Annotated in this window: 23 protein-coding genes; 5 read left to right on the top strand and 18 right to left on the bottom strand. The window is 71.2% G+C overall.

Going from position 1 to position 23,502, the window contains the following annotated elements; genetic code table 11:
- Nucleotides 1-26: 26 nt before the first annotated feature.
- From folE to dacB, 6 genes are all read right to left on the bottom strand, one after another.
- The gene (gene folE, locus GGE06_RS14320) at nucleotides 27-632 is read right to left on the bottom strand and encodes a GTP cyclohydrolase I FolE (RefSeq protein ID WP_116160310.1); all 606 of its coding nucleotides are present in this window, start codon (nucleotides 630-632) and stop codon (nucleotides 27-29) included.
- Between the two features lie 101 nt (nucleotides 633-733).
- Nucleotides 734-2,752, bottom strand: coding sequence for an ATP-dependent zinc metalloprotease FtsH (gene ftsH / locus GGE06_RS14325; RefSeq protein WP_116160309.1), 2,019 nt, complete (start codon nucleotides 2,750-2,752; stop codon nucleotides 734-736).
- Nucleotides 2,753-2,923: 171 nt separating this feature from the next.
- A complete protein-coding gene (gene hpt, locus GGE06_RS14330) occupies nucleotides 2,924-3,463 on the bottom strand; it encodes a hypoxanthine phosphoribosyltransferase (RefSeq protein WP_184931222.1) in 540 nt (179 codons plus the stop codon).
- 41 nt (nucleotides 3,464-3,504) lie between these two features.
- Nucleotides 3,505-4,503, bottom strand: a complete 999-nt coding sequence (gene tilS / locus GGE06_RS14335; protein ID WP_116160308.1) for a tRNA lysidine(34) synthetase TilS — start codon at nucleotides 4,501-4,503, stop codon at nucleotides 3,505-3,507.
- A gap of 208 nt (nucleotides 4,504-4,711) precedes the next feature.
- Complete coding sequence (locus GGE06_RS14340) at nucleotides 4,712-5,851, bottom strand: Rv3626c family coenzyme F420 biosynthesis-associated protein (protein WP_181924601.1); 1,140 nt, start codon at nucleotides 5,849-5,851, stop codon at nucleotides 4,712-4,714.
- 59 nt (nucleotides 5,852-5,910) lie between these two features.
- A complete protein-coding gene (gene dacB, locus GGE06_RS14345) occupies nucleotides 5,911-7,311 on the bottom strand; it encodes a D-alanyl-D-alanine carboxypeptidase/D-alanyl-D-alanine endopeptidase (protein ID WP_184931017.1) in 1,401 nt (466 codons plus the stop codon).
- Between the two features lie 102 nt (nucleotides 7,312-7,413).
- On the opposite strand from dacB, the gene GGE06_RS14350 reads away from it, so the two are divergent.
- The gene (locus GGE06_RS14350; protein WP_116160305.1) at nucleotides 7,414-7,905 is read left to right on the top strand and encodes an inorganic diphosphatase; all 492 of its coding nucleotides are present in this window, start codon (nucleotides 7,414-7,416) and stop codon (nucleotides 7,903-7,905) included.
- A gap of 116 nt (nucleotides 7,906-8,021) precedes the next feature.
- Nucleotides 8,022-9,674, top strand: coding sequence for a threonine/serine exporter family protein (locus tag GGE06_RS14355; protein WP_116160304.1), 1,653 nt, complete (start codon nucleotides 8,022-8,024; stop codon nucleotides 9,672-9,674).
- Nucleotides 9,675-9,683: 9 nt separating this feature from the next.
- On the opposite strand, the gene GGE06_RS14360 is transcribed toward GGE06_RS14355, so the two are convergent.
- Nucleotides 9,684-10,388: a DedA family protein gene (locus GGE06_RS14360; protein ID WP_116160303.1), complete on the bottom strand. Its 705-nt coding sequence runs from the start codon at nucleotides 10,386-10,388 to the stop codon at nucleotides 9,684-9,686.
- 217 nt (nucleotides 10,389-10,605) lie between these two features.
- On the opposite strand from GGE06_RS14360, the gene GGE06_RS14365 reads away from it, so the two are divergent.
- Nucleotides 10,606-10,974 (top strand): YbjQ family protein, encoded by a 369-nt coding sequence (locus GGE06_RS14365; RefSeq protein WP_116160302.1) that lies wholly within the window; start codon nucleotides 10,606-10,608, stop codon nucleotides 10,972-10,974.
- Between the two features lie 2 nt (nucleotides 10,975-10,976).
- Here the strand turns inward: GGE06_RS14365 and GGE06_RS14370 are convergent, their stop codons facing one another.
- Nucleotides 10,977-11,738, bottom strand: a complete 762-nt coding sequence (locus GGE06_RS14370) for a MerR family transcriptional regulator (protein WP_116160301.1) — start codon at nucleotides 11,736-11,738, stop codon at nucleotides 10,977-10,979.
- A 137-nt stretch (nucleotides 11,739-11,875) separates the two neighbouring features.
- On the opposite strand from GGE06_RS14370, the gene GGE06_RS14375 reads away from it, so the two are divergent.
- Nucleotides 11,876-13,150, top strand: coding sequence for an ion channel protein (locus tag GGE06_RS14375; protein WP_184931018.1), 1,275 nt, complete (start codon nucleotides 11,876-11,878; stop codon nucleotides 13,148-13,150).
- A 9-nt stretch (nucleotides 13,151-13,159) separates the two neighbouring features.
- On the opposite strand, the gene GGE06_RS14380 is transcribed toward GGE06_RS14375, so the two are convergent.
- From GGE06_RS14380 to GGE06_RS14405, 6 genes are all read right to left on the bottom strand, one after another.
- Nucleotides 13,160-13,975, bottom strand: a complete 816-nt coding sequence (locus tag GGE06_RS14380) for an ABC transporter permease (protein WP_376773543.1) — start codon at nucleotides 13,973-13,975, stop codon at nucleotides 13,160-13,162.
- Complete coding sequence (locus GGE06_RS14385) at nucleotides 13,972-14,922, bottom strand: ATP-binding cassette domain-containing protein (protein ID WP_184931019.1); 951 nt, start codon at nucleotides 14,920-14,922, stop codon at nucleotides 13,972-13,974. Before GGE06_RS14385 ends, GGE06_RS14380 begins: the two co-directional genes overlap by 4 nt.
- A 103-nt stretch (nucleotides 14,923-15,025) precedes the next feature.
- Nucleotides 15,026-15,640, bottom strand: a complete 615-nt coding sequence (locus tag GGE06_RS14390; protein ID WP_116160297.1) for a PadR family transcriptional regulator — start codon at nucleotides 15,638-15,640, stop codon at nucleotides 15,026-15,028.
- 23 nt (nucleotides 15,641-15,663) lie between these two features.
- Nucleotides 15,664-16,206, bottom strand: a complete 543-nt coding sequence (locus GGE06_RS14395; RefSeq protein ID WP_184931020.1) for a DinB family protein — start codon at nucleotides 16,204-16,206, stop codon at nucleotides 15,664-15,666.
- A gap of 93 nt (nucleotides 16,207-16,299) precedes the next feature.
- Complete coding sequence (locus GGE06_RS14400; RefSeq protein ID WP_184931021.1) at nucleotides 16,300-17,757, bottom strand: aldehyde dehydrogenase family protein; 1,458 nt, start codon at nucleotides 17,755-17,757, stop codon at nucleotides 16,300-16,302.
- 62 nt (nucleotides 17,758-17,819) lie between these two features.
- A complete protein-coding gene (locus tag GGE06_RS14405) occupies nucleotides 17,820-18,692 on the bottom strand; it encodes a Sco1979 family transcriptional regulator (RefSeq protein WP_184931022.1) in 873 nt (290 codons plus the stop codon).
- Nucleotides 18,693-19,032: 340 nt separating this feature from the next.
- Between GGE06_RS14405 and GGE06_RS14410 the strand changes: the two genes are divergently transcribed.
- A complete protein-coding gene (locus tag GGE06_RS14410) occupies nucleotides 19,033-19,530 on the top strand; it encodes an ATP-binding protein (protein ID WP_116160293.1) in 498 nt (165 codons plus the stop codon).
- A 54-nt stretch (nucleotides 19,531-19,584) separates the two neighbouring features.
- Here GGE06_RS14410 and GGE06_RS14415 read toward each other — a convergent pair whose 3' ends face one another.
- From GGE06_RS14415 to GGE06_RS14430, 4 genes are all read right to left on the bottom strand, one after another.
- A complete protein-coding gene (locus GGE06_RS14415) occupies nucleotides 19,585-19,797 on the bottom strand; it encodes a DUF397 domain-containing protein (protein ID WP_063992029.1) in 213 nt (70 codons plus the stop codon).
- Nucleotides 19,798-19,976: 179 nt separating this feature from the next.
- On the bottom strand, nucleotides 19,977-20,141 hold the full coding sequence (rpmG, locus tag GGE06_RS14420) for a 50S ribosomal protein L33 (RefSeq protein ID WP_041129871.1): 165 nt from the start codon (nucleotides 20,139-20,141) through the stop codon (nucleotides 19,977-19,979).
- A gap of 115 nt (nucleotides 20,142-20,256) precedes the next feature.
- Nucleotides 20,257-22,320, bottom strand: coding sequence for an FUSC family protein (locus GGE06_RS14425; protein ID WP_184931023.1), 2,064 nt, complete (start codon nucleotides 22,318-22,320; stop codon nucleotides 20,257-20,259).
- A 55-nt stretch (nucleotides 22,321-22,375) separates the two neighbouring features.
- On the bottom strand, nucleotides 22,376-23,491 hold the full coding sequence (locus GGE06_RS14430; protein WP_184931024.1) for a DUF2786 domain-containing protein: 1,116 nt from the start codon (nucleotides 23,489-23,491) through the stop codon (nucleotides 22,376-22,378).
- Between the last annotated feature and the right edge of the window lie 11 nt (nucleotides 23,492-23,502).

Here is a 23,502-nt window from a genome sequence, read left to right on the forward strand (position 1 = left end):
TATGGAGCAAGGCGGACAGTCCGCTACTAGCGGGCCAATATCAGGGACATAGCCTCAGCACGGGTGGTAGCGTCACGAAGTTGGCCACGTACCGCCGAGGTCGTCGTCTTCGCGCCCGGCTTGCGGACTCCACGCAGAGACATGCACATGTGCTCGGCCTCGATCACGACGATCGCACCACGCGCCTCCAGGATCTCCATCAGCGAGTCGGCGATCTGCGTCGTCAGGCGCTCCTGCACCTGGGGGCGACGAGCGAAGACGTCGACCAGGCGCGCCAGCTTCGACAGGCCGGTGATTTTGCCCGATTCAGCTGGAATGTAACCAATGTGAGCTACGCCATGGAATACCAGCAAATGATGCTCACACATGGACGTCAGTTCGATGTCCTTCACGAGAACCATCTCGTCGTGTCCGAGATCGAACGTCGTCGTGAGAACGTCCTCGGGAGTCTGCCGTAGCCCCGCGAAAAGCTCCCTGTACGCCCGCGCCACCCGCGCCGGCGTCTCGCGGAGGCCCTCGCGGTCCGGGTCCTCACCGACCGCGATGAGGAGCTCCCGTACGGCGTTCTCGGCGCGCTTCTCGTCGAACTCGCCGATCGTGCCCTCGCCGTCCAGCGTCACCGGGTCGGTCATCCTGTGCCTCGTTCCGTCTGACTGTGTGCGCGCGAAATAGCCGCGCCCCCACAGGCTAGAACCTGTGGGGGCGCGGCATCCATTCCGGGGTGCCGGGACGGTCAGTCCTCGGGGGTGTCGACCGGGGCGATGTCGATGCCCTTGGTGGTGTCGACCGCCGGGGTCGCCGTGCCGTTGGCGGTGTTCGTCAGGGCCAGCTCCTTGGGGGAGAGGACCGGCGGGCGGGTGGAGGGGGTGCGGCGGGCCGAGCCGGTCCAGGCCGGGCGGGCCGGGCGCTTGACGATGGGGGCGAAGATCTCGGCGATCTCCTCCTTGCCCAGCGTCTCCTTCTCCAGGAGGGCGAGGACCAGGTTGTCGAGGACGTCGCGGTTCTCGACGAGGATCTCCCAGGCCTCGTTGTGCGCGGTCTCGATGAGCTTCTTGACCTCTTCGTCGACCAGCGCCGCGACCTCTTCCGAGTAGTCGCGCTGGTGCGCCATCTCGCGGCCGAGGAAGGGCTCGGTGTTGTCGCCGCCGAACTTGATGGCGCCGAGCCGCTCGGTCATGCCGTACTGCGTGACCATCGCGCGGGCCGTGCCGGTGGCCTTCTCGATGTCGTTCGCGGCGCCCGTGGTCGGGTCGTGGAAGACGAGCTCCTCGGCCGCGCGCCCGCCCAGCATGTACGCCAGCTGGTCGAGCATCTCGTTGCGCGTGGTGGAGTACTTGTCCTCTTCCGGGAGCACCATCGTGTAGCCCAGGGCGCGGCCGCGGGACAGGATGGTGATCTTGTGGACGGGGTCGGCGTTGGGCGAGGCCGCCGCGACGAGGGCGTGGCCGCCCTCGTGGTAGGCGGTGATCTTCTTCTCCTTGTCCGACATGATCCGGGTCCGCTTCTGCGGGCCCGCGACCACGCGGTCGATCGCCTCGTCCAGAGCCTTGTTGTCGATCAGCTTCTGGTCGCCTCGGGCGGTGAGGAGCGCCGCCTCGTTGAGGACGTTGGAGAGGTCCGCGCCGGTGAAGCCGGGGGTGCGGCGGGCGACGGCGCCGAGGTCGACGTCGGGGGCGACCGGCTTGCCCTTCTGGTGGACCTTGAGGATCTCCAGGCGGCCCTGCATGTCCGGGCGGTCGACGGCGATCTGCCGGTCGAAGCGGCCGGGGCGCAGGAGGGCCGGGTCGAGGATGTCGGGGCGGTTGGTGGCGGCGATGAGGATGACGCCGCCCTTGACGTCGAAGCCGTCCATCTCGACGAGGAGCTGGTTGAGGGTCTGCTCGCGCTCGTCGTGACCGCCGCCGAGGCCGGCGCCGCGGTGGCGTCCGACGGCGTCGATCTCGTCGACGAAGACGATCGCCGGTGCGTTGGCCTTGGCCTGCTCGAAGAGGTCGCGGACGCGGCTGGCGCCGACGCCGACGAACATCTCGACGAAGTCGGAGCCGGAGATCGAGTAGAACGGGACGCCGGCCTCGCCGGCGACGGCGCGCGCGAGGAGCGTCTTGCCGGTTCCGGGCGGGCCGTAGAGCAGGACGCCCTTGGGGATCTTGGCGCCGACGGCCTGGAACTTGGCGGGCTCCTGGAGGAATTCCTTGATCTCGTGGAGTTCCTCGACGGCCTCGTCCGCGCCTGCGACGTCGGCGAAGGTGGTCTTCGGCGTGTCCTTGGTGATGAGCTTGGCCTTGGACTTGCCGAACTGCATGACGCGGGAGCCGCCGCCCTGCATCTGGTTCATCAGGAAGAGGAAGACGACCACGATGAGGACGAAGGGGAGGAGCGAGAGCAGGATCGAGACGAAGGGCGACTGCTTCGTCGGGGAGACGGTGTAGCCCTTCTCGATCTGTCCGGCCTCGAACTTCTCCTGGAGCTTGTCCGCGAGGTCCGCGCCCTGGGTGCCGATGTAGCTGGCCTGGAGCTTGTCGGACTTGTTGATCTTCTGACCGTCGATGAGGTCGATCTTGATGAGCTGCTCATCACCGGTGGTGAGTTTTGCCTGCTTGACCTGGTTCTTGTCGATCGCCTGGACGACCTGGCCGGTGTCCACCGTCTTGTAGCCCTCGGACGAGCCGACGACCTGCATCAGCACGACCACGGCGAGGACGGCCAGCACGATCCACATGACCGGCCCACGGAAGTATCGCTTCACGTCCATCCATACGGAGCGATGACGCCCCGTCCCTCCTGCCCGTAGGTAAATGCTGCTGTGAGAGCTGCTGTGTGAAAAAGCTGTTCTTCGGACGGTACCTCAGCATCGTCGCCCGCGACCGCCTTCCCGTGGTTCAACGGAGGGAAGGCGGTGCGGGTTCCCCGTGAGGCGGGGGTCTCAGCCGCCGTAGACGTGCGGGGCGAGCGTGCCGACGAACGGAAGGTTCCGGTACTTCTCGGCGTAGTCGAGGCCGTAGCCGACGACGAACTCGTTGGGGATGTCGAAGCCGATCCACTTGACGTCGATGGCGACCTTCGCGGCTTCGGGCTTGCGCAGGAGGGTGACCACATCGAGGGAGGCGGGTTCGCGCGAGCCGAGGTTCGACAGCAGCCAGGACAGGGTCAGGCCGGAGTCGATGATGTCCTCGACGATCAGGACGTGCTTGCCCTTGATGTCGGTGTCGAGGTCCTTGAGGATCCGTACGACGCCGGAGGACTGGGTGCCTGCTCCGTAGGAGGAGACGGCCATCCAGTCCATGGTGACGGGGGTGGAAAGGGCGCGAGCCAGATCCGCCATCACCATCACGGCGCCCTTGAGGACGCCGACGATGAGCAGGTCCTTGCCCGCGTATTCCGCGTCGATCTTCGCGGCCAGCTCTGCCAGCTTGGCGTCGATCTCTTCCTTGGTGATGAGCACCGACTGGAGGTCGGTGCCCATGTCCTTCTCGTTCACCCGGGTCACTTTCGTTGCAGCGTGCGTCAGCCTTGCCGGATGACCAGTCTGCCACCCTGGCGGCGGGCTTCGACGCGGCCGGGCAGGTTGATGGCTCCCTGGCCGCGCCATCCGGTGATGAGCCGGTCGACTTCTTCGATGTGGCGGGCGAAGAGGGAGCCGGCGGGGGCGCCCTCGGCGATGACGGCGCGGCGCAGGACGCGGCGGCGTACGGCGGGGGGCAGGCCGAAGAGTTTGGCGCATTCGAGGGTGCCCGCCTCGTCGCGTACGGCGGTCTCGGCGTCGGCGGCCCAGGTGTCGAGGGCGTCGGCGTCGTCGCGGGAGAGTTGGGCCGTTCGGGCGAGGGCTTCGACGACGCCCTTGCCGAGGGCCTTCTCGAGGGCGGGGAGGCCTTCGTGGCGGAGCCGGGAGCGGGTGTAGGCGGGGTCGCTGTTGTGGGGGTCGTCCCAGACGGCGAGTTCCTGGGCGATGCAGGCCTTGCGGACGGTCTGGCGGTCGAGCTGGAGGAAGGGGCGCCGGTAGCGGCCGGAGGTGCCGGAGACGGCGGCCATGCCGGAGAGGGAGCGGATGCCGGAGCCGCGGGCGAGGCCGAGGAGGACGGTCTCGGCCTGGTCGTCGCGGGTGTGGCCGAGGAGGATCGCGGTGGCGCCGTGGCGGGCCGCGGCGGCGTCGAGGGCGGTGTACCGGGCGTCGCGTGCGGCGGCCTCGGGTCCTCCTTCGCGGCCGACGGTGACGGCGACGGCCTCGGCGGGGGTGAGGCCGAGGGCGGTCATGCGTCCGGCGACCTCGGCGGCCCGGGTGTCGGAGCCGTCCTGGAGGCCGTGGTCGACGGTGATGCCGCCGGCGCGTACGGGGAGTTTGCGGGCCTCGAAGGCGAGGGCGGAGGCGAGCGCCATGGAGTCGGCGCCTCCGGAGCAGGCGACGAGTACGAGCGGTTCGGTTCCGGTCGTGTCGTCGGTGATGACGTCGTGGAGTACGCGGCGGACCGCCAGGCGTATCGCCGCGACCGCAGGATGGGGACCCATGTCCGGTGCCCTTCGTGATGGGGGTGGGGTGCCTCGGTCGGTGTCTTAACGGTCGGAAAGGGGGGTTCGGTCACTCAGAGTGCGTCGATGGTGACAGAAACCCGGCCGTTACCCGAGCATTGCACGCCTCACCCCATGCCCAGGGTCCCTCGGATGGGTGATTGGCGGGTTGTTCTCAGGTGTTCCTGTGTCGTGTGCCGCATCCGCCTCAGGAGTCTGCCTTACGGTGCACCCTCGCGATCCAGTCGGCGGGTGCGGCGATCTCGGTCTTGGTGGGGAGGGTGTTGGGGGAGGTCCAGACGCGGTTGAAGCCGTCCATGCCGACCTGGTCGACGACGGCGCGGACGAAGCGTTCGCCGTCGCGGTACTGGCGGAGTTTGGCGTCGAGGCCGAGGAGCCGGCGCAGGGCGAGGTCGAGGCGGGAGGCGCCGCGGGCGCGGCGGGCCTGGAACTTCTCGCGGATCTCGGCGACGGAGGGGACGACCTGGGGTCCGACGCCGTCCATGACGTAGTCGGCGTGGCCTTCGAGGAGGGACATGACGGCGGTGAGGCGGCTGAGGATCTCGCGTTGTTCGGGGGTCTGGACGAGTTCGACGAGGGAGGGGGAGGGTTCGCCCTCCTCGCCTTCGGGGCGGCCGCCGGCGAGGGTCTGGGCGGCGTCGCGGAGGCGTTCGACGACGGTGCCGGGGTCGACGTCGGTGGCGGCGAGGAACGACTGGATCTCGCCCTGGAGGTGGTCGCGGAGCCAGGGGACGGCGGTGAACTGGGTGCGGTGGGTCTCTTCGTGGAGGCAGACCCAGAGCCGGAAGTCGTGCGGGGTGACGTCGAGTTCGCGCTCGACGTGGACGATGTTGGGGGCGACGAGGAGGAGGCGTCCGCCGCCGTCGGCTCCGGCGGGGAGGTCGCGGGTGGCGGGGGCGAAGGTCTCGTACTGGCCGAGGATGCGGGAGGCGAGGAAGGACAGCAGCATGCCGAGTTCGACGCCGGTGACCTTGCCGCCGACGGTGCCGAGGAGGGCGTTGCCGGGGGTGGTGGCGCGGCGTTCCTGCATCTTGCCGAGGAGCGGGGTGAGGAGTTCGCGGAAGCCGGCGACGTTGGCCTTGATCCAGCCGGCGCGGTCGACGACGAGGACGGGTGTGTCGTGCGGTTCGGCGCCTTCGGGGATCATCCGGGTGTAGGCGCGGACGTGTTCTTCGGAGGCCTTGGCGTGTCTGCGGAGTTCGGCGACGACCTCGCGGGCCTCGTCGCGGCTGACTTCGGGTCCGGGCCGCACGAGGCGGGTCGCGGTCGCGACCGCGAGGTTCCAGTCGACCATCCCGGATGTGCCTGCGCCACCGATGCTCGTCATGCGTCAACCGTACGGGCTCGGGGCCTGTTCGGTGAGGGTTCGATGGGGGGTGTGTGGGGTCACTTCCTGCCGGCGAGGGCGGCGGAGAGGCGGTCGAGGGCGGGCTGTGCCTCGTACGGGGAGGAGGTGCGGCCGGCGAGGAACGCGAAGGCGAGGAGGCGTCCGTCGGGGGTGACGACGGTTCCGGCGAGTGTGTTGACGCCGGTGAGGGTGCCGGTCTTGGCGCGGACGAGTCCGGCGCCCGCGGTGGCGGGGCCGGTGTCGAAGCGGCCGGCGAGGGTGCCGGTGAAGCCGCCGACGGGCAGTCCGGTGAGGAGGGGCCGCAGGTCGGGGTGGGCGGGGTCGGCGGCGCGGGTGAGGAGTCCGGTGAGGAGGGCGGCGGAGACGCGGTCGCGGCGGTCGAGTCCGCTGCCGTCGGCGAAGCGGGCTCCTGCGACGGGGAGGCCGAGTCGGGCGAGTTCGTCGCGTACGGCCTTCTGGGCGCCCTGGAAGCTCGCGGGCTGTCTGCGGGCGAGGGCGGTCTGGCGGGCGAGGGCTTCGGCGAGGTCGTTGTCGCTGTGGGTGAGGGTGTGCTCGACGAGGTCGGCGAGGGGTGCGGATTCGGTACGGGCGAGGGGGGTGGTCCTGGGGGTGGGGCCGGGGGCGGGCGTTCCGGTGATCTTGATGCCGGCCCGGGTGAGGAGGTCGGCGAAGGCGGTGGCGGTGTCGCCGGCGGGGTCGGCGGTGCGGGGGGCGGGGCCGCTCGGGCTGTCGTCGAGGCGTCCTTCGCGGGTCATGAGGGCGACGACGGGGGCGAGGTTCTCGTTGGGGCCGATCGGGTGGAGTGCGGGGCCGCGGTAGAGGCTCGTGTCGTAGGCGAGGCGTACGGAGGTGTGGCCGCGGGCCTTGAGGGCGCGGGCGGTGTCGGCGGCGAGGGCCTTGAGGCGGGCCGGGTCGAGGGTGGGGTCGCCGCCGCCGGTGAGGGTGATGCTCGTGCCGTCGGGGCCGGCGGTGACGGTGGTGGGGATGCGGTGGTCGGGGCCGAGGGCGGAGAGCGCGGCGGCGGTGGTGGCGATCTTGACGGTGGAGGCGGGGGTCATGGGGGTGCCGGCGCCTTCGCCGTACAGCTGCTTGCCGGTGGTGGTGTCGACGACGGAGGCGGTGCGGAGCGGGCCGAGGCCGGGGTCGGCGAGGAGCGGTACGAGGACGGCGGCGAGGTCGGCGGCGCGCCCGGCGGCGGGGGCGTGCAGGGCGGTGAGGACGCCGGGGGCGCTGGGGGCGGGCGCGGGGCGGCGGGGTGGTGCGGGGGCGGCGGACGGGGCGTGATGCGTGCCACCCGTCGTATGGGCGGCGGCGCGGGCCCGCTCGGCCGTACGCTGGCCACCGTCCCATGGTCCGGCCGCGGTCACCGCGGCGGCGGCCAGGGCGAGACCAAGGGCGGCGGAGCCCGCCGTGAACTGCCACGTTCCCGGCTCCGGCATTGCTGACCAGCCCCTTTCGCGATCACACACGTGCGTGAGGGACACTTAATCACCGCGCGTCGTCGCGAGCATTCACTTGTGTTGATTCAGGAGGAGCCACCCGTGGAGTTCGACGTTCTCATCGAGATCCCCAAGGGATCGCGGAACAAGTACGAGGTCGACCACGAGACCGGCCGCATCCGTCTGGACCGTCGCCTCTTCACGTCGACGGCCTACCCGACCGACTACGGCTATGTCGAGAACACCCTCGGCGAGGACGGCGACCCGCTGGACGCGCTCGTCATCCTCGACGAGCCGACCTTCCCGGGTTGCCTCATCAAGTGCCGCGCCATCGGCATGTTCCGCATGACGGACGAGGCCGGCGGCGACGACAAGCTGCTGTGCGTGCCGGCGACGGACCCGCGCATGGAGCACCTGCGGGACATCCACCACGTGGCCGAGTTCGACCGCCTGGAGATCCAGCACTTCTTCGAGGTCTACAAGGACCTGGAGCCGGGCAAGTCGGTCGAGGGTGCCGACTGGGTCGGTCGCGCCGAGGCCGAGGCCGAGATCGAGAAGTCGTACCAGCGCGCCAAGGAGCAGGGCGGCCACTGAGCCCCTGATCCCTTGATCGTCTGAAGGCGGTGCACCTCTTGGGGTGCACCGCCTTTCGCGCATCCGTCGGACCTTCATACTGGAATCCAGGATTCCCCGGGGATGAGGCGGAGAGCGTGGTGGCGGAGCCGGAGGACGGTGTTCCTGAGGACCGGAAGCCGCAGTCGGACGAGGCGCGGAGCGCGTTCGTGCCTCCGGCCGGGGTGGAGCAGCCCGCGCCGCCGGAGGAGGAGCATCCGACCTCCGAGTTCGCCCTTCCGCCGGGTCTGACGCCGGAGCCGCCGCAGGAGCCGGAGGGTTCGGCGTTCGCTCCGCCGGCGACGTACTCGGCGAAGAGTTCTCCTCCGGCGTTCACGCCGGCGTACGGGGTGCCGTTGGTGCGGCTTCCGCAGGACGCGCCGTGGCAGGACCGGATGCGGACGATGCTGCGGCTGCCGGTGGGTGAGCGGCCGGTGCCGGAGGCGCCGCGCAAGGAGGACGAGTCGGGGCCTTCGGTGCCGCGTGTGCTCGACCTGACGCTGCGCATCGGTGAGCTGCTGCTCGCGGGCGGGGAGGGTGCGGAGGACGTCGAGGCGGCGATGTTCGCGATCTGCCGTTCGTACGGGCTCGACCGGGTGGAGCCGACGGTCACGTTCACCCTGCTGTCCGTCACGTATCAGCCGTCGCTGGTGGACGATCCGATCACGGCGAACCGGACGGTGCGGCGCCGGGGTACGGACTACACGCGGCTTGCGGCCGTGTACCAGCTGCTTTCGGACATCAACGCGCAGGCGCACGAGGTGACGCCCGAGGAGGCGTACCGGCGGCTGGCGGAGATCCGGCGGAACCGGCATCCGTATCCGGGCTGGGTACTGACGGCGGCGGCCGGTGTGCTGGCCGGAGCGGCGTCGGTGCTGCTGGGCGGTGGTGCGACGGTGTTCTTCGTGGCGGCGCTCGGCGCGGTCCTGGGTGACCGGTTGGCGTGGCTGTTCGCGGGGCGGGGGATGCCGGAGTTCTACCAGTTCCTGGTGGCGGCGATGCCGCCGGCGGCGATGGGGGTGCTCCTGACGCTGCTGCACGCGGAGCTGCTGCCGTCGGCGGTGATCACGGGTGGTCTGTTCGCGCTGATTCCGGGGCGGGCGCTCGTGGCGGCGGTGCAGGACGGTCTGACCGGTTTCTACATCACGGCCTCGGCGCGGCTCCTGGAGGTCGCGTACTTCTTCGTGGCGATCGTGGTGGGCGTGCTGTCGGTGCTGTACATCGCGGTGCAGTTCGACGCGCAGCTGAACCCGGAGGGGCTGCTGCGGCCGGTGGAGCGGCCGGTGGTGCAGATCCTGGCGTCGATGGTGCTGTGCGCGACGTTCGCGATCCTGTTGCAGCAGTCGCGGTCGACGGTGCTGTTCGCGACGCTGAACGGCGGGGTGGCGTGGGTGATCTACGCGTCGATATCGGTGACCGCGGGGGGTTCGGCGGTGATGGCGACGGCGGTGGCGGCCGGGCTCGTGGGCCTGTTCGGGCAGCTGATCGCCCGCTATCACCACACGTCGTCGCTGCCGTACGTGACGGCGGCGATCGGGCCGCTGCTGCCCGGTTCCGCGACGTACTTCGGGGTGCTCGCGATCGCGCAGAACAATCTGGACCAGGGCTTCACGTCGCTGGCGAAGGCGGCGGCGCTCGCGCTGGCGATCGCGATCGGCGTGAACCTGGGGAGCGAGCTGGCCCGGCTGTTCATGCAGGCCCCGGGCGCGGCGGCGGCGCGGCGCGCGGCGAAGCGCACCCGGGGTTTCTAGGGGTACGGACTACCGCTTGGCGTGGCGGCCGCGGGAGCCGCCCGGCGGGTTCGGGGTGCCGGGGGCGTCGTGGTCGCTGTGCGACGGGTTCTTCTTCGCGTGGGAGCGGGCGCGGAGGAACTCGATCGCGACCGGGATCACGGAGATCAGGACGATCCCGACGAGGATCAGCTCGATGTGCTTGTGGACGAAGTCGACGTTGCCGAGGGAGGCGCCGAGCAGGGTCACGCCCGCGCCCCACAGCATGCCGCCGATGAGGTTGAAGATGATGAACGAGCGGTAGTTCATCCGGCTGACGCCGGCGATGATCGGCGTGAACGTGCGGACGATGGGCACGAAGCGGGCGAGGATCAGCGACTTGGGGCCGTGCTTCTCGAAGAAGGCGTGCGCCTTCTCGATGTTCTCCTGCTTGAACAGCTTGGAGTCGGGGCGCTTGAAGAGGGACGGGCCGACCTTGCGGCCGAAGAGGTAGCCGACCTGGTCGCCGAGGACGGCGGCGGCCACGACCAGGGTGCACACCATCCACAGCGGCGTGTCCAGCTTGTTCGTGGTGACGAGCAGGCCGGTCGTGAAGAGCAGCGAGTCGCCGGGCAGGAAGAACCCGATGAGGAGTCCGGACTCGGCGAAGACGATGACGAGGACACCGATCAGACCAAAGGTCTGGATCAGATGGTCCGGGTCCAGCCAGCTCGGTCCGAGGGCAAGCGTGTTCACGGGCTTCCGGGCTCCTGCGGTCGGTGGGGGCTTGGGGACGACTGCCCCACGGCGTGGGAACGACAGCCCCACGGCGTGGGGACGGCCGGCCCCGTGACGTGGGGGACGGCGGCCCCAAGCTATCAACGTGGGCCGGAGGCGCCCGGTTCCCCCGGCCCTCACGGGATGCGGACCCCGGCCGCGGGCCCGAGGCTTGGGGGTCAGGAGGTGCATGCCGATGGGCATCGACGAGTACGGGGGCGGTCAGGGGCCGCATCCCGAGGTGCTGGTCGTGACGACGAACGACGTGCCGGGCTTCGAGGTCCGGCAGGTGATCGGTGAGGTCTTCGGTCTCACGGTCCGCTCCCGCCATCTGGGCAGCCAGATCGGCGCGGGTCTGAAGTCGATGATCGGCGGTGAGCTGAAGGGTCTGACGAAGACCCTGGTGCAGACCCGCAACCAGGCGATGGAGCGCTTGGTGGAGCAGGCGAAGGCGCGCGGCGCGAACGCCGTGCTCATGTTCCGCTTCGATGTGACCGAGGCGGCGGACGTGGGCACGGAGGTGTGCGCGTACGGCACGGCGGTGGTGATCGCGCCGCGCGCCTGAGTTCAGGCCGTCTGCCGTTCGGCGTTCGCCCGGACGGACTCCCTGAGGTGTTCGGGGAGGCCGGGGTGGATCGACTCGTAGAACGCGTGGAAGTTCTCGTCGGCGACGTACATCTCCGTGAGCTCCACGTGGGTCCTCGGGTGGCATGCGAAGAACCAGGTGGTGAGGTGGCGGCGGTGGGCCTCGGCGAGGTCCATCGCCTCCTCGGACCGCGGGTCGCGGCCCTCGTCCATCAGGGCGGCGTAGGCGGCGCCCCAGGCGTCGACCTCGTCCTTCATCCGCTGCCAGTCCTCCTTGGAGTACCCGGCGGCGCGCTCCTGGGCCTGCTGGTGGGAGTACGAGCCGCCCCAGCGGCGGGCGGACTCCTCCGCGTAGCGCTCGGGGTCCTTGTCCCCGAAGACCTCGAACTTCTCCTCGGGTGTGAGGTTGATGCCCATCTTCTTCGCCTCCATGGCGTGCTCGACGGCCGCCGCCATCCTCTGGAGCTCGCCGATCCGCGCGGTCAGCAGCGTGTGCTGGCGCCGCAGGTGTTCCTGCGGGTCGGCGTGCGGGTCGTCGAGGAGGACGGCGACCTCTTCGAGGGGGAAGCCGAGCTCCCGGTAGAACAGGATCTGCTGGAGCCGGTCGAGGTCCGCGTCGTCGTAGCGGCGGTGGCCCGCCGTGCTGCGGCCGCCCGGTGAGAGCAGCCCGATCGCGTCGTAGTGGTGCAGGGTGCGCACCGTGACCCCGGCGAAGCCGGCCACCTGTCCCACGGAGTAGCCCATCGGCCGTCCGCCCTTTCTCTGTCGGTACGCCGTTCAGCCTGGGTCCTGACGCGACGTGAGGTGCAAGTCCCGGCCCGGATGCCGTCTTGACCATCTTTCAGGGCGTTGTGCAGCTTTTGGTCACTTATGGTGGGCCGGTGGCCACCGATCAAGCTCCGCCGCCCGTCGAGTCGCCCGCCCGGCTCCTGATCCCGCAGATCCTGCCCGCGCTCCTGGTCGGGGTGGGCGCGAGCCTGCTGTTCCTGGGGGTCAGCGCCCTCGCGGAGAAGTTCCAGCACGTGCTCTGGAACAACCTGCCGGACGCGCTCGGCATCGGGAACTACTCCTCCCTCTGGACCATCACCATGCTCACGGCGACGGGCATCGCCGTGGGTCTGGTCGTGTGGAAGGTGCCCGGCCACGCCGGCCCCGACCCGTCCTCGGAGGGGCTCGGCGGGGCGCCGCTCGCCCCCGCGGTGCTGCCGGGGCTGCTGCTCGGGGCCACCTTCGTGCTGGCGGGCGGCGTCAGCCTCGGCCCCGAGAACCCGATCATCGCCACCAACATCGCGCTCGCCTACTGGCTCGGCCGCAAGGCGGAACCCGCCATGCCGGGCGCGTCCTGGGTCGCGCTGGCCTCGGCCGCCACCATCGGAGCCCTCTTCGGCACCCCGGTGGCGGCCGCCCTCGTCCTCTCCGAGGCCCTGGCGGGCCGGCCGGGCCGCGGCTCCCTCTGGGACCGGCTGTTCGCCCCGCTCGTCGCCGCCGGCACCGGCGCCCTGACCACCCAGCTGCTGTCCCGGCCCAGCTTCGACATCGGGCTCCCGCCGCTGGACGACCCCGGCTTCGACGACGTCCTCGCCGCCGTGGTGATCGCCTGCGCCGCGGCCGTGTTCGGGCTCGTCGCCTGCTACCTCTTCCCGTACGTCCACGCCGTCTTCCGACGCCTGCGGCACCCCTTGGTGATGCTGCCCGTCGGCGGCCTCGTCCTGGGCCTCCTGGGCGCCTTCGGCGGGCAGCTGACCCTCTTCAAGGGCCTGGCGGAGACCAAGGAGCTCGCCGCCTCGGTCGGCAGCTGGTCCTCGGGCGAGCTCATCAAGCTGGCCGTGGTCAAACTCCTCGCCCTCCTCGTCGCCGCCTCCTGCGGCTTCCCGGGCGGCCGGATCTTCCCCGCCGTCTTCATCGGCGCCGCCTTCGGCCTGTGCGCCCAGGCCCTCGTCCCCGAGGTCCCGCCGGCCGTCGCCGTCTCCTCCGCCGTCCTCGGCGTCCTGCTCGCCACCACCCGGCAGGGCTGGATCAGCCTCTTCACCGGCGCCGTCCTCGCCGCCTCCCCCTCGATGCTCGCCGTGCTCGTGCTCGCCTCCCTCCCGGCCTGGCTGATCGTCACCGGCCGTCCGGAGCTGCAGCTCGACCACGAGGGCCACTCCCTGCACTGAGACCGGCCGCTACTTCCCGAGCCGCCCGAACCTGCGTACCGCCAGCGGGAAGAAGAGCAGCAGGAGCGCCAGCGGCCAGACCACCGCCGCCGTCAGGTGTCCCGGCTCGCCGCCCGGGTTGCCGAAGAGGTCGCGCACCGCCGTCGCGGTCGCCGACATCGGGTTCCACTCCACGGCCGTGCCGAGCCAGCCCGGCATCGAGTCCGGCGAGGCGAAGGCGTTGGAGAGGAAGCCGACCGGCCAGACCAGGATCTGCACGGCCTGCACCAGCTCCGGCCGCCCGGCGACCAGGGCGAGGAAGATCCCGATCCACAGCATCGCGAACCGGAGCAGGAGCAGCAGTCCCAGGGCCCCGAGGAACGACGCGGGGCCGCCCGTCGCCCGCCAGCCGATCGCGTACCCCACGCCGGCCAGCACGAGCAGTCCCACCGCCGACTGGAGCATGTCGGCGGCCGCCCGCCCCACCAGGACCGCCCCGTCGGCCATCGGCATGGACCGGAACCGGTCGATCACGCCCTTCTCCAGGTCCCGCGTCACCGCCGTCATCGTGCCTTCGAGACCGAAGACCATCGTCAGGGTGAGCATCCCGGGCACCAGGTAGTCGACGTAGTCGCCGTCGACGGTCCGCCCGCCGCCGACCAGATAGCCGAACATCAGCAGCAGCATCACCGGGAAGACGAGTCCGACGAGGACCTGCACCGGCTGCCGCGCCCAGTGGGCGAGTTCCCGCCGGGTCATCGTCAGGCAGTCGCTCAGCGCGTACGCCGGGCTCGCCCCCGCCCCGGCCCGCACCGCGCCCGCCTCCGTCGTCCCCACCGCGCTCATGCCGCCGCCTCCTTCTCGTCCGCCGTCAGCCGCAGGAAGACCTCGTCGAGCGTCGGCCGCCGCAGGGCGATGTCCTCCGCCTCGATGCCGGCCGCGCCGAGCGCCCGTACGGTCTCGGCGAGCGCGGCCATCCGGTCCGCGACCGGGGCGCCGACACGCCGCCGGTCGACGTCCACGGTGACCTCGGCCCGCGCCACGGGCAGCAGTCCCGCCGCCTCGTCGAGCCGGGTCGCGTCCCGGACGACCACGTCGACGCGGTCGGCGCCCACGCGCGCCTTGAGCTGGTCGGGCGTGCCGTCGGCGACGACCCTCCCCCGGTCCACGACCGAGATCCGGTCGGCCAGCCGGTCGGCCTCCTCCAGGTACTGCGTGGTGAGCAGGACGGTCACCCCTCCGCCGACCAGGGAGCGCACCGCCTCCCAGACCTCCCCGCGCGCGCGTGGGTCGAGTCCGGTCGTCGGCTCGTCGAGGAAGAGGACCTCGGGCTCGGTGATCAGCGAGGCGGCCAGGTCGAGGCGTCGGCGCATGCCGCCGCTGTAGTGCCGGACGGGCTTGCGGCCGGTGTCCGCGAGGCCGAAGCGCTCCAGGAGCTCGTCGGCCCGCGTGCCGGCGCGCCGGGCGCCCAGGTGGTGGAGCCTGCCGAACATCTCCAGGTTCTGCCGGCCGCCCAGCTCCTCGTCGAGGGCGGCGTGCTGCCCGAGGAGCCCGATCCGCCGCCGCACCTCCCGGGCCCCGGTCCGTACGTCGTGGCCCGCGACCCGCACCAGGCCCTCGTCGTGGCGCAGCAGGGTGGCCAGGATCCGTACGGTCGTGGTCTTGCCCGCGCCGTTGGGGCCGAGCAGGCCGTGGACGGTGCCGCGCCCGATGGCGAGGTCGAGTCCGTCCAGGGCGTCCTTGTCGCCGTACCGCTTGCGCGCACCCTCCACGAGGACCGCTTCCGATGGCATCCGTTTCCTCCCGTAGCCTCGTAGTCAAATTTGACCAGTTGCTCATGACGACGCACCGATGACGGAGGACGGTATGCCCTCCGGAGCGATTAATCAAACTTGATTAGCTCGCGTACGGATTCTCCTGGCCCTCCGCGAGCACCCCCACGAAGGCCTCGCCCTCCCCCGCGAACACGTACGCCCCGGCCTCGATCCGCTCGATCAGGCCGAGCGTCCACTCCTTGCCGGCGTCGGCCGAGTGGACCCACATGTGCATGATCTCGCCGATGTGCCCGAGCTGCTCCGGGCCGCCCTCCGGCGTGTAGTACCCGGTCACCGACGCCCGCCACTCGTCGAGCGCCCGCACCCGCCGGCGCAGCAGCTCCGCGGCCTCCTCGCGGGGCAGGTCCACCATGAAGCCGATGGCCGCCGACAGGACGTCCATCTTCTGGTCGTACGTGGTCAGCGCCTCGCGCAGCAGCGCGAAGTACTCCTCCGCGCCGGCCTCCGTCAGCTCGTACTCGACGCGCGGCGGCCCGCCGACCGCGCTCGGCGCGACCTCGTGCGCGTGCAGCAGTCCCTGCTTCGCCATCTGCTTCAGCGCGTGGTAGATCGAGCCGGGCTTGGCGTGGGACCACTCGTGCGCGCCCCAGTACTCCAGGTCGTTGCGCACCTGGTAGCCGTGGGCGCGGCCGTGCTGCTTGACCGCGCCCAGGACGAGAAGACGGATGGCTGACATGCGTCGATGTTAGTCAATATTGACTAAGCGGCGCCGTTCTCCTCCGCGATCAGGTCGAAGGAGCCCTTGCCGTCCAGGGACTCGCGGATGACGTCCGCGTGGCCGGCGTGCCGGCCCATCTCCTGGACCAGGTGCAGCAGCATCCAGCGGATCGACACCCGCCCGTCCTTGGGGAACCAGGGCGCCTCGGGCAGCGGGAAGGTGTCGTCCAGGCTGGGCACGCCCCGGACGAACTCCTCCGTCTCCTTCGCCACCCGCTCCATGAAGGCCACCGTGCCCGCGCGGGTCTCGTCGCCGACGAGCTGGAAGCTCTCGTGCCAGGTCGACTCGTCCCGGCGCAGCTCGTTCGGCTGCTGCTGCGCCATCCGCAGCCAGTTGAGCTCGGCCTCGGCGACGTGCTTGATCAGCCCGGAGAGGCTCAGCTCGCTCGCGCTCGGGCGGCTCGACGCCTGCTCCTCGGTGAGGCCGAGGGACGCCCGCACGACCGCCTCGCGCTGCGCCTCCAGGAAGTTCAGGAACGCGCCGCGCTCGTCGCCGGGCTGCTCCGCGGGAACAAGGGCCACCATGATGTCCGCCTTCTGTCGTCCGTACGCCGGTCGGTGTCGGTGCCGTTTCCCCGACACCGACCAACGTAGAGGCCATGTAGGCCAGATGCTGTCCTAGAAGGGGAAGCGGCTGCGGCCGTGCTGGATCGAGATCCACTTCTGGGTGGTGAAGGAGTCCACCATCGCCTCGCCGTTGAGCCGGCCGACGCCCGAGTGCTTCTCGCCGCCGAAGGGCACGATCGGCTCGTCGTGCACGGTGCCGTCGTTGATGTGGATCATGCCGGTGTGGATGCGCTTGGCGACCCGTACGCCCCGCTCCACATCGCCCGTGTGGACGGCGCCGCTGAGCCCGTACGGGGTGTCGTTGGCGATCCGCACGGCCTCCTCCTCGCCGTCGAAGGGGACGATCAGCGCGACCGGGCCGAAGATCTCCTGGCTCAGGACCGGGGCGTCGGCGGCGATGCCGGTGAGGACGGACGGGGAGACGAGGTTGCCGTCGACCGTGCCGTGCAGCAGGGCCGTCGCGCCGGCCGCCACCGTCTGCTCGACGACCGAGGAGACGGACTCCGCCTGCTGGGAGTTGATGAGGGGACCGATGTGGGTGGCGGGGTCGGCCGGGTCGCCGACGCGCAGGGTCTTCACCTTCGCCACGAACTTCTCGGTGAACTCCTCCTCCAGGGTGCGGTCCACCAGGATGCGGTTGGCGGCCATGCAGACCTGGCCCTGGTGCACGAAGCGGCTGAAGACCGCCGCGTCGACCGCGTAGTCCACGTCGGCGTCGTCGAGGACGATCAGGGCGCTGTTGCCGCCGAGTTCGAGGACCGCGTGCTTGAAGTTCTGCGCGCAGACCGTGGCGACGTGGCGGCCGACCTTGTCGGAGCCGGTGAAGGAGATGACCTTCGGGACCGGGTGGGTGAGGAGCGCGTCGCCGATCTCGGCGATGTCGGTGACGACGACGTTCAGCAGGCCGGCCGGCAGACCGGCCTCCTCCAGGACCTTCGCGACCAGCGTGCCGCCGCAGATCGGGGTGTTCTGGTGCGGCTTGAGGACGACGGCGTTGCCGAGCGCGAGCGCCGGCGCGACCGACTTGAGGGAGAGGAGGAAGGGGAAGTTGAAGGGGGAGATGACGCCGACGACACCGACCGGGACGCGGTAGACCCGGTTCTCCTTGCCGTCGACCGGCGAGGGCAGGATGCGGCCCTCGGGGCGCAGCGCCAGCTGGATCGCCTCGCGCAGGAACTCCTTGGCGAGGTGCAGCTCGAAGGCCGCCTTGAGACGGGTGCCGCCGAGCTCGGCGACGATCGTCTCGGCTATCTCCTCCTCGCGGTCCTCGACGATCCGCAGCGCGCGCTCGAAGACCAGCCGGCGCGTGTAGGGGTTGGTCTCGGCCCACGCGGTCTGGGCGCGCGCGGCGGCCCGGTAGGCGCGGTCGACCTCGTCGGCGGTGGCGACGGTGATCGACGCCAGCTTCTCCCCGGTGTACGGGTTGAAGTCGATGATGTCCCACGAACCGCTTCCGGGCTTCCACTCGCCGTCGATGTACTGGTGGGCCAGGTCGGTGAAGTGCGACATGGTGGAGACCCCTCTACCGGCTACCTGCAGTGCGACTGATGTGGCGTCATCGTACTGATGTATCAGGAGAGTTGAAGGAGGCCCCGGAGAAGGTCCCGGCTTTCGGCCGGATCCGGTCCGTCCTTCTGGAGTTTCTCCATCACCCGCCGGTACTGGGCGACCTCCTCGCGCTTGTCGAGGTAGAGGGCGCTGGTGAGCTGTTCGAGGTAGACGATGTCGGAGAGGTCGGACTCGGGGAAGCTCAGCATCGTGAAGGCGCCGCTCTCGCCGGCATGACCGCCGAAGCTGAAGGGCATGATCTGGAGCGTGACGCCCGGGTGTTCGGAGATCTCGATGAGATGCCTCAACTGCCCCTGCATGACGGACCGGTCGCCGTAGGGGCGGCGCAGCGCGGCCTCGTCGAGGACGGCGTGGAACTGCGGGGCGCGCTCGGAGACGAGGACCTTCTGGCGTTCCAGGCGCAGGGCGACGCGACGGTCGATCTCGGCGCGCGAGGCGTCGGGCATGCCGCGGGTGACGACGGCCTGGGCGTACGCCTCGGTCTGCAACAGGCCGTGGACGAACTGCACTTCGTAGACGCGGATGAGGGAGGCGGCGCCTTCCAGGCCGATGTACGTCTGGAACCAGCCGGGCAGGACGTCGCCGAAGCTGTGCCACCAGCCGGCGACGTTGGCCTCCCGGGCGAGCCCGAGGAGCGCGCCGCGCTCGGCCTCGTCCCCGACCCCGTAGAGGGTGAGCAGATCCTCGACGTCCCTGGCCTTGAAGCTCACCCGTCCCAACTCCATACGGCTGATCTTTGATTCGGACGCGCGGATGGAATAGCCCGCCGCTTCACGGGTGATCCCGCGCGACTCGCGCAGTCGCCTCAGCTGGGAGCCCAGCAGGATGCGCCGCACCACGCTCCCGCTCGCTCCGCTCGATTCGCCTGCGGTCACGGCTCTTCGCCTCCCCTTTACGGTGTCGAGCCCCCGTCGAGCCCCGGATTCTGCCATCAAACGCTTCAGCGCGTACACATTCGATTACGGAAAGGCGGCGAGTTCCGGGCATCCGGGCGCACAATGCGGGCACAGTACGTGCGGATCGAGGGAAGTTCGCCTCATCGTGTGGACGACTTATGCACAGATTCGGCACGCGGGCGGACAGGTCCGGCGCGTGCACGTGCATCTGCCCTTGCATCCAGTGGACGCATTCGGAACCATGGAGCTCGCGCAGCCGCGTACTCGTTCGTGTTGTCGTGTTGTCGCACCACAGTCGCGATTCCCGGGAGTGCCTCGCATGGGGACGAATGGATCGACCGTGCTCGAGCCGTTACGGCAGGGCCTGCCGCCGATCGATCCCGGCGCCGTCTCCACCTCCGCCTCCTGCGCCCTGCCCGCCCGGTACGAAGCCGTGCGCGGGGCCCGCAAGTTCACCAGCGCCACGCTCGACCGCTGGGACCTGACGGAGCGCTTCGACGACGTGGCCCTGGTCGTCTCCGAACTCGTCACCAACGCGCTGCGTCACGCGGTGCCCGCCGACGCGACCCCGGAGGAGGGCCAGAACCCGCCGGTCCGGCTGCACCTGATGCGCTGGGCCTCGCGCCTGGTGTGCGCCGTGCGCGACCCCAGCAGGGAGAGCCCGGAGGCGCGCGGCGGCGAGGAGGACTTCGCCGCCGAGTCGGGGCGCGGTCTGTTCCTGGTGGACTCGTTCAGCGACAGCTGGGGCTGGCACCCGCTCGCGGGCACGCTCCAGGGCAAGGTGGTGTGGGCGCTGTTCCGGATCGGCCCGGAGTAGCGCCACGGACATGGGAAGGGCCCCGACGGAAACCGTCGGGGCCCTTCTCGCGTCTCAGACCAGGTGGTCGAACTCCCCGTCCTTCACGCCCAGCAGGAGCGCCTCGATCTCCGCGGGCGTGTAGACGAGCGCGGGCCCGTCGGGGTGGCGCGAGTTGCGCACGGCGACGTCGCCGCCGGGGAGCTTGGCGAACTCCACGCAGGATCCCTGGGAGTTGCTGTGCCGGCTCTTCTGCCACACGACTCCTCGCAGCTCTGTGGCCGCCATGCCGTTGTACGCGTGATGCGCATGATGCACTGGTAGCTCCCCGAGTTGCTTGGTGCAGGTGTCAACTTCCTCGGATCATAGCTGTGTTCATATGCGGATGCATGAGCAGATGCACGTGCACAGGGGGTGGCGTAGCGGCTACGCGACGGAGAGTTCTACCGACGGGTAGGCCGCCCGGTTCAGCGCTCCTCGCGGAAGTCCACGTGCCGGCCGGCGACCGGGTCGAACTTGCGCAGGCTGAGACGGTCGGGATCGTTGCGGCGGTTCTTGCGGGTGACGTAGGTGAATCCGGTTCCAGCGGTGGAACGGAGCTTGACGACGGGGCGGAGCTCATTGCGTGCCATGCTGTGGAGAGTAAACGAAAATGAATCCCATTGCCAATAGCTGCCGGGAGACGTGCGTCACCCGGCCGGACGCCCGGGTCCCGCAGGAGAGGCCCGGATGGCATGCCGCCAGGATCTATCCGGATCTCCTCGACCCCGTCAGGGCCGTCGTGAGCTCCTCCAGGGACTCCAGGAGCAGGGTCGCGCCCTTGTGGAGCAGGAAGTGGTCCGGCGGTTCGGCCGACCAGGCGGTGGCCGTCTCGCGCAGGTCGTCCCAGTGCGGCTCCCTGCGTTCCCGTACCTCCTTCGCGCCCCGCTCCGTCGACCGGCGCAGGGACTCGGCGAGGGTCGCCGCCTCGGGCAGCGGCGGGGCGCCGTGCTCCGGCAGGTGGGCCTCCATGAGCATCGCCACCCGGCCGAACTCGGCGAGCGCGTGCTCGGCCTGTTCCACCGCCGCGTGCGAGAGCCCCCGGTGCCGCACCGGTTCGTGGGTCGCCCGCTCCACCGCCTCCCGCCAGGCGACCCGGGCCTCGCGGGTCTTCAGGAGCGCCTCCCGTACGTCGGGGCTGGCCGGGCCGGCCGGATGGGCGTACCGCGCGGTGACGACGGCCGCGTACGCGCCGACCGCCGCCAGCCAGTCCGCTAGCCGGCCGCGCAGCCGGGGCGTCTCCCAGGCCGGGTAGACGGCGTACGACAGCATCGCGAGGAGCCCGCCGAGCAGGGTCAGCAGGACGCGCTCCCGTACGGTCTGGGTCAGGCCCTCGCCCACCATGCCGAGCAGGAAGACGACGTACGCGGAGACGAAGGTCTGCGCGGCCGCGTACCCCGTCCGCATCAGCAGGTACATGCAGAAGGCGCACACCACCGCGAGCACGGCCGACGGATACGTGCCCGGGTGCGCCGACTGGACCACCGCCGTCGCAAGGGCCACCCCGACCAGGGTGCCGCCGAAGCGCGCCACCGAGCGGGCGTACGTCTGCGAGAAGTCCGGGCGCATCACCATCACCGAGGCCATCGGCGCCCAGTAGCCGTGCCCGAACGGCAGCCACGTCCCCAGCAGGTAGCCGGCCGCCGTGACCGCCGAGACGCGGACCGCGTGCCGCAGGATCGGGGAGTCGGGGCGCAGTTCGGCGCGCATCGCGGCGAGGACGAGGGGCGCGAGGCGGAGGAGGGTCGGGCGGCTGCGGGCCCCTGCCGCTTCCGTGGACGTCTCCGTACGGGGCTCCGCCGTCTCGACGACGTCGCCGAGCAGCGCCGCCAGACGGGAGGCCGCGCGGCGGGGCGGGCCCTTGAGGATCGCGCCGGTGTCCGGGGTGCGGAGGGCGGCGAGGGCCGCCGGCGGCAGCACGACCGGTTCGCCGTGCCGGATCGCGTGCGCGGCGGCGTCCAGGACGTCGGCCGCCGCGCCGAGCAGCTCCCGCGCCCGGTCCCGCTGCGCCCCCTCCGTCGGCACGCCGACCGCCGGGTCCGCGAGCGAGGCCAGGACCGGCCGGATCCGCTCCGCGAGGCCCCGCGCGCCGTGCAGCTCCGCCGGGCGGGTACGGGCCTGGCGCGGTGTCACGGCGGCGGCGCTCCTCGCCGTCATGAGCGGTACGGGGTCGAACGGGGCGACCGGGTCGTGGCGCAGCCGGCGGGCGTAGTCCGCCTCCGCGGCGAGCGCGTCCGCGAGGGCGTCGCGCTGGGCGCCCCAGCGGCGGACCGGGAGGAGGACGACCAGGGCGGCCTGGACGACACCGCCCGCGAAGATCATGACGGCGTGGCCGGCGGCGGTCGCGACGGAGGTCGGGAGGGTGACCGTCACCAGCATGATCGCCACGTTGGAGGAGGCGATGATCCCGGCGGTCGGGCCCGCGGCCCAGGCCAGACCCGACAGGAACGTCCAGCAGAGCAGGAGGGCGAGGAAGAGCGCGTCGTGGGCGCCCGTGACGTAGCCGAGGAACGTCGAGACGGCGAGGCTGCCGCCGGAGGCCAGGGCCAGGGTGGGGCGGGGGCGCCAGGAACGCTGGAAGGTGGCGACGGCGGCCTGGAAGGCGCCGAAGGCGGACGACGCGGCGACGGCGGGGCCGAAGAGGGCGAGCGAGACGCCGACGACGAGCGCGAGGCCGAGTGCCCCTCGGGCCGCGACGGCGGGCTCGAGCCGCCGCCGCTCGACGGTGAGCCCGGAACGGGCGGTCTCCTTCAGCGCCCGAAACCAGCTCATGTCGAGAGCGTATCCACGAAACCCCCCAAAACGGACTTTCGCTCCTCGGTGGGGCCTACGGCAAGTGGGGCCTGTTCGGGTGGAGGCCGGCCGCGTCGGCGGCCGTCGCGCCGTGCGTCCAGCCCGCCTCGTCCCACGCCGCCCGGACCCGCGTCGTGCGGGTCTCCGGGAAGAGTTCGTCCGTGCGGGCCGTGACCGCGACCTCCCGGGACGCGAGGGCCGGGAGGAGCGTCGGGGCCTCGGCGGCGACCCGGCGGGACGTCGCCGAGAGCCGGGCGCCGAGCCGGTTCGCGTACGCGAGGAAGAAGGACTGCCGGAAGGACTTCGTGCGCTTGCGGCCGCCCGCCCGCTGCTCCGCCTCCGCCCGCGTCATCGCCGCCGTCCCCTGCACGAGCAGCGAGGTGTGGAGCAGCTCCACGGGGTCCAGGTCCGCCTCGAAGCCGACGACGGTCGAGAAGCCGTACGTCTCGTTCCACACCGCCCGGCAGTGGTTCGCCGTCGCGACCGCGTCGAGCAGGATCGCCTTCGCCTGCTCGTACGGCGGCTCGACCCCGATCCGGATCGCGCCCGGCGTCTCCGGGGACGGCGCGCCCACCGCGAGCGTGGCCTCGTCCAGGCTGTGCCGGGCCATCAGCTCCTGGGCCTTCGCGGTGAGCGCCTCCGCCTCCTCCGGGTATCCGGTGGCCTCCGCCTTGGCGAGCAGCGCCCTGATCCGGGTGAGCATCCGGGGCTCGCCGGCCGCGGCGGGCGGCAGGGCCTCCCCCGGTACCGGGCCGACCGCGTCCAGGCGCGGCAGCCGGACCAGCAGCCGGTACAGCTCCAGGACGGCCGTCGCCCGCGAGAAGCGGTCCGTCGGGCGCCCCTCCGCCGCGTCCAGTGCGTCGAGCTGCGCCTGCCAGCGGTGCGGGAGCCGTTCGTAGCCGGCCGTCTCGGACCTGATCAGCCCCGCCAGGAGCCGTACGTGCTCGTCCGACAGCTCGCGGCGGGCCATGCGCATCAGGTCCGCCGGCTGCCAGCCCCGTACCCACAGCGTCCGTACGAACTCCTCGCCCCGCCGGGACAGTTCCGCGTCCGCGCCCGGGGTGGCGGCGAGCAGGGACGCCGCCGTGTCGAGGGAGCCGTCGTCACTCGCGTACAGCGCCTCGAAGGCCTTGTCGATGGTGGTGCTCACGCCGTGCCCCT

The organism is Streptomyces nymphaeiformis (assembly GCF_014203895.1).
Classification (GTDB): domain Bacteria; phylum Actinomycetota; class Actinomycetes; order Streptomycetales; family Streptomycetaceae; genus Streptomyces; species Streptomyces nymphaeiformis.